This is a genomic window from Ureibacillus aquaedulcis (assembly GCF_030418165.1).
In the GTDB taxonomy this organism is placed as follows: Bacteria; Bacillota; Bacilli; order Bacillales_A; family Planococcaceae; genus Ureibacillus; species Ureibacillus aquaedulcis.
In genome coordinates this window covers 19958-32483 of the sequence record NZ_JAUHTQ010000025.1, presented here as the reverse complement: position 1 = coordinate 32483, position 12526 = coordinate 19958, and the positions used below count along the sequence as shown (strand labels likewise).

Here is a 12526-nt window from a genome sequence, read left to right as displayed (position 1 = left end):
CTGGGAGGGTATGTTCATATCTGGGTTTCTTTGTTGAGTGAATGTAGAGAGCACTTCTCTTTAGGGATTATTACCAATTGGAGGCATATCATTCCGTTTGCTAAATTACTTACACATGCTTTGACCGCAAGTATGAGGACCATTTCGATGGGCGCATCTTCTCTGAATGCATTTCATTTTTTATTAATGAAGCATCATTCTGAGGAAATTTGTCTCCCAAAAGTGCTTCCTCCCCCTCTTGAAGTACTTTCCATATGAAAATCTTTACTCCAAAGTGCTTCATACCATGCATGAAGTACTTTTCTATTGAAATCTTTTTCCCCAAAGTGCTTCATCCTTCCCATGAAGTACTTTTCACATGCAATCTCTATACTCTAAAGTGCTTCACCCTCCTCATGAAGTACTTTCCAGATAGAAATCACTACTACCCTAAAAATCCAATAGGCTGCTCAACAATGAAAAAAGGAGAAAAACGGAATTCGTTTTTCTCCCCCTATTTCACGGAGCGGTTATTCTGCAGTCGGGACTGACACCGTGACTTTAAATAGATCCCCATCTACATCGATGGCTAACCGACCATTGTGCAGGTCCACGATTGATTGCGCAATGGCCAAGCCTAGACCTGAGCCATCTGTGTGACGAGAGGCATCTGCACGTTTAAAACGTTCCGTCAGTTCCTCCACATTTTCAGTGAGCTCATATTTTGAAACGTTTTTCACTGTAAACTCCGCTGTTGAACCTATTTGCTTTAAAGTCAGATAGATTCTTGTACCTTCCAAGGAGTACTTCATTGCATTTACAATGAGATTATCGAGGACACGCCACATTTTCTGTCCATCTACATAGGCAAATAGAGGCTGTTTCGGCATGGATACCCGTAATTCAAAACTTGATTTAGCAAGTTCTTCCTCGTGTTCCCCAATCAGTTGCTTCATTAGTAAAGTTAAGTCCAAATGCTGCTTTGTTATTTCGATATTGCCGCTTGCCATCTTGGACACTTCAAACAAATCTTCAATCAACGTTTTTAAGCGTGCAGATTTCTTATCCAGCACATCGATATATTGCTTACGCTCTTCGTCCGTGAGATTCGGATTTTTCAGTAAGTCCGTATACGTAATTATTGATGTTAACGGTGTTCTTAAATCATGGCTGACGTTCGTAATCAGCTCTGTTTTCAACCTCTCACTTTTGGCTTGCTCAGACATTGAATTTCTTACACCTTCACGTAAGGCATTTAAATTAGCTGCATGCTTTGCAAAAATTGATTTTCCTTTTACCTTGATTTCGGACGTTAAACGGCCCGCTGCCATCTCTTGCGTCTGCTTCATAATACGATTGAGATAGCCCATGTGGCGAAGGAATACAAAGAAAGCCGGTAATGCGATAAAGAAGAATAGCAGAATATAAATGATGACTAATTCTCCCCCACCAAAGCTTGCGCCAATAAATCCTATCCCCGCGAGGAAAGCAACCGCTAAAACACCAACTGTTTGCATACCGACAGATCGGTTTAAAAATAAATCCTGCATCCCATCCGATAAGCGATACAGCATGGCATGTTTGATTTGCTGTTTCACTTTTTCCTCGCTATTGATGGTATCCCATGTCCATATCGACCCCAATATAACGGTTGATACAGCAGCATACATAAAGAAAATATTCGTGGCTACTTCGAAAATAGCCATTATTAAATCCTGTCTGTAATAAAATAGATTCCCTATGGTATTGGATGTGCTGCTTATTAGTGCAAACGAAACAACCACCGCAATCACTATAAGTACTAAACGTACATCTATTGGCATGCTTAGGAAAATCTTTTGTAATTTCTCCAAATCTTCAAAGTGCTCCTTTGAAGGCTTTGCTACAGTAAATAATCCAGCAATCGCCAAAATTCCCGTAATCCAAACAATGCAGTATATAATCTGTGCCATTTTAAAGGAATGATATTCGAAAGCAAAATTGGAATCATTTTTTACCATCCAATTTGGAATTGAAATTGCACCTTCAAATTTCTCGACTTTTCCATTAATTCGAAGTGATTCATTCATATAGTTACTATCATAGCTATCAATATAAACAGTACCATTAACGGTCAAGGATGGGGTTTCATCTCCAAAATTCTCGTTATACAGATTATTTTGGTGTTGGGAACCTGAATCCAGAATTTCTCCCGTCTCTACATTGACAAAATGATAATTGAAATAAGTATATTCGTTCAGAAAATCTTGACGTAAACTTGCTTGTTCCGATGCATATTCATTAATGGCGTTTTCTTTCAGTTTTACGATTTTCTCTTCTACATACTCGTCACTTTCAAAGTTTTTCTTGATATCCGCAATCTTCGTGTCCCGCTCCGCCACGAGCATTTCCTTTAGCGATGAATCCTCTTCCGCTTGCATGATTTGATCGCTGTATTGCAGGCGGATATTATCAACTTGCTCAGTTAAAGTTCCATAATAATTACGATAGTTTTCAATCTCTTCCTGTGATACGCTGAGTTGCTCTTTTGCTGTTTCTGCATCGAACGGAGCTAGTACGTACTTCCCTAGCTGTTCTACATAGCTATCTCTCGACGATTCAAAATAATCCGAATCAAAGTATGAATTAAATAAGTAATTATGTGAATGATTGATAAATGTAATGACAGCAAAAGCTGACCACGCAATAAGAAAAAGAATGAGGAGCAATTTACCTTTGGTTTTCACGATCTTTCTCTCCTCCTCTAAAATAATTTCACTAATAAATCCATCGTTTCATCAATATGTTCATTTACAAACTGCCACGTTTTCGTAATTATAAAGAACAGACCGACAATACTTGCAATGAGACTCAACACGGTTAGGCTTGTCTCAATGTTACTTTTCAATTTTGTATCCAATTCCCCACACAACCTTTAAGTACCTAGGATTTTTCGGGTTTGTTTCGATTTTTTCGCGGATTTTCCGAATGTGTACGGCTACCACATTTTCCGCATTATAAGCTTCTTCATTCCAAACGAGCTCATAGATTTCATTAATCGAGAACACACGCCCTGCATTTTTTAATAATAGTTCCGTAATCTTGTACTCAATGGGTGTTAGTTTCACTAATTCCCCATCTAAGCGTACTTCTTTGGCTTCCATATCAATCGCCAATCCGTTAACCTCTACCTTGGATTGATGTTGTGCGGTCCCGTTATAGGTTCCCAGCTGAACATACCGTCTTAGCTGCGACTTCACACGGGCGAGCAACTCAAGCGGGTGGAATGGTTTGGTAATATAATCGTCTGCACCTACAGAAAGTCCATGAATTTTATCGGTATCTTCTGCCTTCGCACTTAACATGATGATGGGAATATTGCGTGCGTTGCGAATTCTAAATGTAGCGGTTATTCCATCCATGTTAGGCATCATGATATCCAGGATGATTAAATGAACTTCATTTTCTTCCAGTAAGGTTAATGCTTCAACCCCATCAGCAGCTTTTAATACGTTATAGCCTTCATTTTTTAAATAAATTTCAATCCCATCACGAATGTCTTTGTCATCATCTGTAACGAGCACTGTTAATTTCTCCACTGCCCTCACCTCAACTTTTTCTTATGTACTTATCATAAAACTCGAATCTTAATTTATAGTCTGTATAATTCTGAAGAAATTCTTAAGATTATGGTTTATTTATATGTATTTGAAAAATACAAATCCTTATAAATACTACATCCTTTTACTGACATTTCCATTTTACTTTATTTTAAATACGAAACTAGCATTTTTTAGAGAAAATAGGGTTCGTCAATTTGGAGACAGGGGTGCTTCGGGAGCATAGTTGGTGGTTGCACCGTTGACTGTTTACTCCGAAATGGATTGGGTATAGAAGAGTATTCCCATCAATAATTAGAAGGAGTGAAGAGATTGGACAATAATCGCTACTGGAATGGATTTGATTACCTTTGGGTCAAACTGCCTGATTTTTTATTAGCACTATTAGTTTTATTAATCGGATGGTTGATTGCAAAAGCAATCGAGAAGGCAGTTTTGAAAGGGCTCCGCAAAACGAGTCTGGATGACAAGGTTTTCCCCAATAATGCAAATAGAAAATATTCTTCTGAAAAAATAATCAGCAAGATTATTTATTATCTACTGCTGGTGTTCGTCTTTATCTTGTTCTTTAACATCCTGGATCTGGATACCATCGCTTCACCATTAGTTGGCATGTTCTCATCCATTATGGCTGCGATTCCAAGCATTCTAAAAGCTGCGCTGATTCTACTCGTTGCATGGCTTATTGCTACTGGGCTGAGCATGTTGATCAGAAAAACCGGCAGTACGCTGAAAGTTCATGAAAAGCTGCGCAAATGGAATTTAACAGATGATAAAGGACAGCCTGCCAATATCATGGATCAAGTGGCTAAAATTGTCTTTTACCTGACTTTGCTGCTTTTCCTTCCAGCTGTATTGGGTGCTCTAAACCTAAACGGCATTGTTGGCCCGTTCACCGGCATGCTGGAAAGTATCCTGGCATTCCTGCCTAAACTTCTTGCAGCAGCACTTATCTTATTGGTAGGATGGTTTATCGCGAAAATTGTCCGTGATATTGTAACGAATTTCCTGCAGGCTGTCGGAAGTGAAAAGTTAACGGCAAAACTTGGGTTAACACGACTATTGACTGGGACAAGCCTGGCATCCGTCATTGGTACAGCCGTATTTGTCCTGATTCTCATTCCTACGGTCATCGCGGCACTCGAGCGTTTGGATATTGAAGGCATTTCCCAACCGGCGATTGCCATGCTTAATGATGTCCTGACGATGCTGCCGAATATCGCTGTCGCAATTTTCCTGGTATTGATTGGCGTATGGCTTGGAAAATGGGTACGCAAATTCATTTCTACTTTACTTACGCGCATTGGATTCAACTCTTACTTCTCCGCTTTGGGACTAGGCAAGTCTGCTGCTGCAGGCAATGGTTTAAGCTTCTCCCAACTCATTGGCTATATCGCGGAAGTAATTATTGTTCTGTTGTTTGTGGTACAAGCCCTTAATATTCTTGGACTTGAATTTATGGTAACTTTGGCAACAGGTGTAATTGCCTACCTGCCTCATGTAATTGCAGCTCTTGTCATCCTTGGTGTAGGCTTGTGGCTCGGCAGTCTTATCAAGAAACTGCTCAGCACCGTTCTTCAAGGACCGCATTATAAATTCCTGGCCAATGTCGCACAGGCGGCGATTATCGCCATCTCGATCTTTATGGCACTAGACCAGCTCGGCCTTGCTGCTTCCATCGTCAATGCTGCGTTTATTCTAACTCTTGGCGCACTTGCACTGGCGTTTGGCTTATCATTTGGTCTTGGCGGAAAGGATTTTGCAGCCAAGTATCTTCAAAAGCTGGATACTAAAATTGAAGGAACTACCATTAATAAAGATGTCGATACAAAAAAAGTTATGAAAGAAGCAATGACTGACATGAAACAAGGCACTGCTTCGAAACCAGTCGATAAACCGATACCTCCAACAAACACAAATCCGGTAAACGACCCGTTGAATCCACTCAATAATGGGCTGGATGATTTCAATAAATAAAAAAGACTAAGGCAGCTATTTAGCTGCCTTTTTCATGTTCTCTAGCGATGCAATTTCGAACTATAGAATAGTTTTAAAACAGGATAAAGTCAAAGCAGCAACGAATAGTATGGATCTAACCTTACCCTAAATCCTATTTTCTCGCGCCTACCGTTAATACAATAATGCCGCCCAATAATAGTACAACGCCAACCCATGAAGTGGGACTTAAATATTCGTTTACCAAAAAGACCCCGAGTAATGCGGCAGTTAAAGGTTCAGCTAAAGATAGTGTTACGGCAGAGGATGAAGAGATTTTCTCCAACCCACCCAAAAATAGCAGGTAAGCTATACTCGTTGCGGCCAGACCCATAAATAGCATCGGCAATAGATTCTGTCCCTCAAATGCCCACAGGACACCATCACCCGAAAATGGCAATAGCAACAAGGCACATAAAGTGAATGTCATTGCCACTGCCGGAAGCGTTTCTTCCTTCTCTGTTAATTGCTTGCTACAGTTCGTATATAACGCAAACATGAGACCTGCACACAATGCCAAAAGAACTCCGACGGGATTCACGGAAGCTTCTCCTCTATTTACAAATAACAAAATACACCCAATAATGGCTAGTGCAGTTGCGATTCCCCAAACCCGATTTGGTTTCCTTTTCCAAATCGCCCATTCTACTAAACCTGAAAACACTGGGGAGCTCCCAATTGTTATGACCGTCCCTAAAGCAACACCGGTAAATCGGACAGAGGTGAAAAATAGAGATTGGAACAGTGCGATAGTAAGGGCTGCGAGGATTGTCCACTTCCACGACCATGCCTTAAAACTAATTTTCCTCATAAAAAGAGCAACCAAGAGCAATACCCCTCCCCCAATTGCCGACCGGACTGCTGCCACGGCAATAGAAGAAACATCGGCTTGCAGGAAAGTTTGGGTAGTGCCCACCGTCCCCCAAAGCATTGCCGCTAGTAAAACAAATATGTATGCATATAAATTCATTTACTACACTCCTTACTATTTACTGTTTTTATTTCAATTAGCACAATACTATGTGGATCTCCTACTTCAACCGGCTTGTTAAATTATACCAAAGGGACCAGGCAATCAACTACCATACTTTTGTCGGTAATAATGGAGCAATAAACTCCGAGGGCTAGTCCAAAGGGTATTTGTCTTGTAGCGTTTTTAAAATAATCACTTATAATAAAAATGATGAAACTTTCGTTTTCGCAATGCTCGAATAACGGGAGCAACTTATTTGATAATAAAATGGAGGTTACCATACATGTATAAAACTGTTGCCGAAACTGCTAAGGACATTTCGATGCCAGAAGAACAAGTACTTCGTTACATCTATACCGGCCGAATCAAAGCAGTGCATGATGGAACACAGTACCTCGTAAACAGTGCCCAATTCGATACGTATCATGAGCAATTGGAACGTATAAAAGAAGAAATTGAAATTTGGCGCAACACCCCTATCCCTGAAGATCCCGATATTAAGGACGAGGACTAGTTGAATCTGTGTTATAAAGAAAGCAAAAAACATCTTGAAGCGAAAAAAGTTACTTTTCACGCTTCAAGATGTTTTATATTGTTACGACAAAACCCGCACGTTTGCCGATAATTTCTGCATAGTCTTCCACCATGACACTGGCTGTTGGATACATGCCCGCTCCCGGCCCAACTAGTGTAAGTGTTCCAATATAATTCGTTTCCATGGTAACCGCATTAAAGACATCATCGATTGGATAGAGCGGATGCTCTTTATCTACCAGCATTGGCGCGACTTTTGCATAAAGTGTACCATCTTGATGCTTTTCAACCTCTGCCACATGGCGATAGCGCAGACCATTTTTTATAGATTGGGCCACTTCTTCTGCAGAAATACTGTCAATCCCAACTACTTCTACATCTGCCCAGTTCGGTTGATCGCCAAACGCAAGTGAAGATAAGATCATCAGCTTCTTAAATGCATCTTGACCTGAAACATCATTATAAGGATCTGCCTCTGCATAACCGAGTAATTGTGCCTCTTTTAGGGCTTCTTCAAACGACCAGCCTTCAGCCCGCATTTTAGTTAAAATATAATTTGTTGTTCCATTTAAAACACCCTGAATTCTAGAAACATTATTTACCAACAGTATATTTTTCATTGTTTTGATTACCGGTACACCACCAGCCGTTGTTGCTTCATATCCAACAAATACACCATTCTGTCTTGCTAGTTCCTGTAACTCCAGTCCCCATTTTGCGAACATCACTTTGTTGGCAGTAATGACATGGCACTTATTTTCAACAGCCTTCTTTAAATATCCATATGCAGGTTCCTCGTTGACAATTGCTTCGAAGACTACCTGAATTCCCTTCACGGAAAGGCAATCGTCAATGCTGTCTGTTAATAAATGTGCTGTTCCTGGAACTCGTTCCTTCGTTGTATCCCGTACCAAAATCTTGGCTACTTCCAATTCCAGACCTAATTTATCACGAAGCTCTTCACGTTTTTCATTCAAAATATGATATATTCCCTGACCTACCGTGCCAAAACCTAAGATGGCCGCCTTAATTGTTGCCATTTCTATACTCGCCTCCATCTTCACTCTACATCTTTGCATATTTTAGGCATCTACGAATCTTAATGTATTAGGAAGGTGCTTTACGATTCCTTACATTATCTTACGCCAAACTGATATAAGTAATTATCAGAATAAAAACAAATAATTCGAAAAACTTAACTTAAGAGAATTTTACTTTAATTTTGAAAGGAACTCAAGAACATTCTTCCTAAGGTGGACAATTGTTTTTTTAAGCAGGTCAAAAAGGTTCATAAATATTTTATAAAATACTATATTCTAATATCTTTTTCCAATAATGTATCTTTACCTATATCTTCCTTATATAAAATTAAAAAAGTATCCCTTATATCCGAGATACTTAATTAATTATTATATCATAATACTTACTTACAATCAGATTGTGTGCTTTCTATTATATCCTGGTGCTGTTTGTTAAATAGGAGATATTAGGACGCTTTATTCATGGCATGCTCACAAAATTTACTAACGACTCCGTTAATGAGCAGCATTTCTTTACCTGTAAAGATAGGTACTCCATATGGACGATGAACAAGCTGAAATTGACCATACTCTAGATGCCACTCTTTTGCTGGTAAAATTAGATGCTGATCTTCAAATTCTTTATATGCATCATAAATTTCTTTAATATAATAATTGCTTTCTAAAAAAGCTGTGGTTTCCTCTTTAAATGCTGTATGTCCAAAATGTTTAAACCAAAGATTATCCACCGCAACTAATAAGCGCTGAAGTGAAAACGAATTAATGAATGCTTCCTTTTCATTTAGTTCATATATAAGAAATGCGGCGATATTCTGCGCACTATAGATATTTCCCATTTAACAAAACTCCTTTTACACCAGTTGGGCAATCCGATTAGTAAATTGCTAGTGATTGATTATTAATTCCGACCAGTTTGCTTTATATTAATAATTATACAAATCAGATATCTCTATGTCAACAAAACTTATAAACATACTCGGTTTTAAATAATCGATAGCCGAATGAATGGCATTTGATAGAATCGGCGAAATATCCGCTTCACGAATGAAATGAAAGGTGAATTTCGCCCATTCCTATTTTTACTTAAACGTTTGCTTGTGATAGAGATTCAATTGCTTTTGTTAAAGACTGCTCCAGATCCGCAATAATATCCTCTATAGCCTCTAGTCCAACCGATAAACGAATGAGCTCTTCAGACACACCTGCCACCTTCAGCTCTTCTGGTGATAGCTGTTGGTGTGTTGTTGAAGCTGGATGAATAATTAAAGATCTGGCATCCCCTACATTGGCCACATGGGAGAATAGCTGTACATGATCAATCACTTTACTTCCCACTTCACGGCCACCTTTAATGCCAAATGTAAGCATAGAGCCGAAACCATTTTTCAAGTATTTTTTCGCTAATGAATGCGATGGGAAGTTTTCTTTGCCTGGATAATTGACATATTCCACGAATGGGTGGTTTTCAAGGTATTGTGCAACCTTCAGTGCATTTTCTCCGTGTTTTGTATAACGCAAATGAAGCGTTTCTAGACCTTGCAGGAAGTTAAATGCACTGTCTGCACTCAGGGTTGGTCCAAAATCGCGCAATAATTGCACACGCAATTTTGTTGCAAAGGCGGCACCTGCAGTATCAATGCCGAAACGTATGCCATGATAGGACTCGTCTGGTTCAGTGAATCCCGGGAAACGTCCACCTGTCCAGTCAAACTTTCCGGCATCTACTACGACTCCTCCAATTGTTGTTCCATGACCACCAATCCATTTTGTTGCCGAATGTACAACAACATCTGCCCCGAATTCGATTGGGTTCGATCCGTATGGGGATGGGAACGTATTATCAATGATTAACGGAATTCCATGCGCATGAGCAATTTCCGCTACTCGTTCAATATCCAAAATGTTGAGGCTCGGATTACCGACTGTTTCTGCAAAGATTGCTTTGGTTTTGCCCGTAATCGCCGCTTGGAAATTCTCTGGATTGCTTTCATCTACAAATACAGTTGTAATGCCATAGCGTGGCAGTGTATTTGCAAATAGGTTATACGTACCGCCATATAGCGATCCTGCCGAGACAATCTCATCACCTGTACCAGCGATGTTCAAGATAGAAAAAGCGATGGCCGCGGCACCTGAAGATAAAGCAACTGCAGCCGACCCTCCTTCAAGCAAAGCAACACGTTTTTCAAAGACATCAACAGTCGGGTTCATAATGCGTGAATAGATGTTTCCGGGTTGTTCCAGGGCAAACAATTTCCGTGCATGCTCCGTATTTTCAAAAGCATAGGCAGTCGTTCTGTAAATGGGTACTGCGATTGCTCCCGTCACTGGATCAGGTGTTTGCCCGCCATGAAGCAATTGTGTTTCCGGTCGTTGTTGTGACATGTTTCATTCCTCCTAAATTAGAATCGATGGGGTGATCTTTTTATTGAGGAGGACCTTATGGAAAAACAAAAGCCCTCTTCTAAGAAGAGGGCTGCAAAGTTGCAATTTTTCCTCCCCTTATCTCTCAGATCTAATCAAAATCTGTAGGAATTAGCACCTTTGCGTAAATACGCCGGTTGCTGGGCATCGTAGGGCCTAGTCCCTCCGCCTCTCTGGATAAAGGTATTTGATTCATGTTCCATCGTTAGAAATTACTATAATTCATAGCATTCAACTCTGTCAACTACATTTTAAAAATATTTCGAAAATATCAGAAACATCTTATATAATCATAGAGTATATTGTAAAAAGCGTTCTTTTGAAAGGAGTTTTCACTTTGCTTTCCGCCATTCTTATTGTACCTATAGCAGGCTATTTCATTGGCTGCATTCACGGCTCCAATATTGCAAGATTATTATCAGGCGTCAACTTAAAGGAAGTTGGCCATGGCAATGCAGGAGCATCTAACGCTACCTTGTCCCTGGGCTGGAAATATGGGCTTCTCGTTGCATTGATTGATATCGGAAAAGGAGCAGCGGCTGTTGTTTTATTGCGTTTATATTTAATAAACTCTGGGTCCTTTACCGTTGAACAGACTTCCCTTTTGCTCTACCTAATTGGGGCATCCGTGATTCTTGGCCATAACTTCCCAATCCATATGAAATTTCGTGGTGGAAAAGGAACGGCATCCCTAATAGGCATTTTTATTGCTCTTGAATGGAAATTTGGACTAATCGCCGTACTCGCATTTGTAATAGCATCACTTCTAACGAATTATTTGCTGATTGGCGTTTTCGTTTTGTATGTGATCTTTGCACTAACCGCCCTAATATTTGAGCAAACTATATGGCCTTTTATCATTACACTGGCACTATTTTTAATTGCACTTTATCTTCACATAGAAAATATCAAGCGTGTACGCTCAGGCACTGAACCGAAAGTTACATCGGCCTTTAAGAAGAAGGGTTGAGCTAACACTCGATAACCTTTAGAAACGCTTCTTCTTTGAAAAAATAACAAAATATACTAATATAGCCTTATGAAGCATTTTGCTCTATAAGGCTTTAAATTTGCAATTTTTAAGGGGAGGAAATGAAATGTCAACAAAAGATTTATTGCGCAGCCATACATCCGTAAGAAAATATACAGGTGAAGCAATTCCAAAAGAAACCGTCGTGGATTTAATCCAGACAGCTCAAATGGCAGCCAGCTCTCACTTTGTACAAGCCTATAGTGTGATTTGGGTGACGGATGAAGAGAAAAAGCAAAAACTAGGTGAGCTTTCAAAAAATGATTTTCAATTTAAAACAGCAGGTGCCTCTTTTCTTTTCTGTGTCGACTTTAAACGCCTCCAAGCAGCGGGGCAAAAACAAGGTGTGGACATTGTGGCAGATAGTGCAGAAAATGTACTAGTTGGGGTTGCAGACGTTGGCATATTCGCCCAAAACTTCGTGATTGCTGCCGAAGCTGCCGGCTACGGGATTTGCTATATTGGCGGAGCTCGAAACAATCCAGAGGAAATCAGTGAGTTGTTCAACTTACCAGACTATGTGTTCCCGCTATTTGCGATGACAATTGGTACGCCGACAAAACGCAATGAAACAAAACCACGTCTACCTGTAGAAGCCGTTCTGCACGAAAATGGCTATGATGTGGAAAAATACGATTCACTGCTTGATCAATACGATGGAACAATGGAAGAATACTATGCGAGCCGCAGCTCCAATCAGAAAATGGCCAACTGGACAAAACAAATGGCAGATTTCCTGGTCGAACAAAGACGACCACATATGAAAGAATTCCTGGCTTCTAAAGGATTTAATTGGAAGTAGATGAAAATTGGTGATACCGAAGGCGAATGAAGAGTTTGCCTGGGTATAACTTTTTTTACCTCATTTTTTAATAATCTCGCCGCTTTTTGTCGAAATCTAGCCACTTTCCTCAATAATCTAGCCATTTGAAGTTTCACACTAAAAAACCCA

Annotated in this window: 11 protein-coding genes and 1 riboswitch; of the genes, 4 read left to right on the top strand and 7 right to left on the bottom strand. The window is 39.9% G+C overall.

The genetic code is table 11. The features are described 5' to 3' along the window. Positions 1 to 509: 509 nt before the first annotated feature. From QYB95_RS18745 to QYB95_RS18735, 3 genes are read right to left on the bottom strand one after another with little or no spacing between them, the layout of a single operon-like run. On the bottom strand, positions 510 to 2705 hold the full coding sequence (locus QYB95_RS18745) for a HAMP domain-containing sensor histidine kinase (protein WP_301139890.1): 2196 nt from the start codon (positions 2703 to 2705) through the stop codon (positions 510 to 512). Between the two features lie 17 nt (positions 2706 to 2722). Further along, entirely contained in the window at positions 2723 to 2866 is a 144-nt protein-coding gene (locus QYB95_RS18740) for a hypothetical protein (protein WP_301139889.1), read from the bottom strand. After that, complete coding sequence (locus QYB95_RS18735; RefSeq protein WP_301139888.1) at positions 2856 to 3557, bottom strand: response regulator transcription factor; 702 nt, start codon at positions 3555 to 3557, stop codon at positions 2856 to 2858. The genes QYB95_RS18740 and QYB95_RS18735 overlap by 11 nt, the downstream gene beginning before the upstream one ends. A 333-nt stretch (positions 3558 to 3890) precedes the next feature. Here QYB95_RS18735 and QYB95_RS18730 point away from each other — a divergent pair, with 333 nt between their 5' ends. Next, a complete protein-coding gene (locus QYB95_RS18730; RefSeq protein WP_301139887.1) occupies positions 3891 to 5555 on the top strand; it encodes a mechanosensitive ion channel in 1665 nt (554 codons plus the stop codon). Between the two features lie 133 nt (positions 5556 to 5688). Here the strand turns inward: QYB95_RS18730 and QYB95_RS18725 are convergent, their stop codons facing one another. Beyond that, complete coding sequence (locus QYB95_RS18725) at positions 5689 to 6543, bottom strand: DMT family transporter (protein ID WP_301139886.1); 855 nt, start codon at positions 6541 to 6543, stop codon at positions 5689 to 5691. Between the two features lie 286 nt (positions 6544 to 6829). Here QYB95_RS18725 and QYB95_RS18720 point away from each other — a divergent pair, with 286 nt between their 5' ends. After that, on the top strand, positions 6830 to 7060 hold the full coding sequence (locus tag QYB95_RS18720; RefSeq protein ID WP_301139885.1) for a DNA-binding protein: 231 nt from the start codon (positions 6830 to 6832) through the stop codon (positions 7058 to 7060). 73 nt (positions 7061 to 7133) lie between these two features. On the opposite strand, the gene QYB95_RS18715 is transcribed toward QYB95_RS18720, so the two are convergent. The 3 genes from QYB95_RS18715 to QYB95_RS18705 form a co-directional block, all read right to left on the bottom strand. Next, on the bottom strand, positions 7134 to 8120 hold the full coding sequence (locus QYB95_RS18715) for a homoserine dehydrogenase (RefSeq protein ID WP_301139884.1): 987 nt from the start codon (positions 8118 to 8120) through the stop codon (positions 7134 to 7136). Positions 8121 to 8566: 446 nt separating this feature from the next. Then, positions 8567 to 8956 (bottom strand): hypothetical protein, encoded by a 390-nt coding sequence (locus tag QYB95_RS18710; RefSeq protein ID WP_301139883.1) that lies wholly within the window; start codon positions 8954 to 8956, stop codon positions 8567 to 8569. A 247-nt stretch (positions 8957 to 9203) separates the two neighbouring features. Further along, complete coding sequence (locus QYB95_RS18705; RefSeq protein ID WP_301139882.1) at positions 9204 to 10505, bottom strand: O-acetylhomoserine aminocarboxypropyltransferase/cysteine synthase family protein; 1302 nt, start codon at positions 10503 to 10505, stop codon at positions 9204 to 9206. A 114-nt stretch (positions 10506 to 10619) separates the two neighbouring features. Continuing rightward, positions 10620 to 10728: riboswitch (SAM riboswitch) on the bottom strand. Positions 10729 to 10881: 153 nt separating this feature from the next. Between QYB95_RS18705 and QYB95_RS18700 the strand changes: the two genes are divergently transcribed. Both QYB95_RS18700 and nfsA read left to right on the top strand, forming a co-directional pair. Next, entirely contained in the window at positions 10882 to 11514 is a 633-nt protein-coding gene (locus tag QYB95_RS18700) for a glycerol-3-phosphate acyltransferase (protein ID WP_301139881.1), read from the top strand. A 127-nt stretch (positions 11515 to 11641) separates the two neighbouring features. Next, entirely contained in the window at positions 11642 to 12376 is a 735-nt protein-coding gene (gene nfsA / locus QYB95_RS18695; protein ID WP_301139880.1) for an oxygen-insensitive NADPH nitroreductase, read from the top strand. The last annotated feature ends 150 nt before the right edge of the window (positions 12377 to 12526 follow it).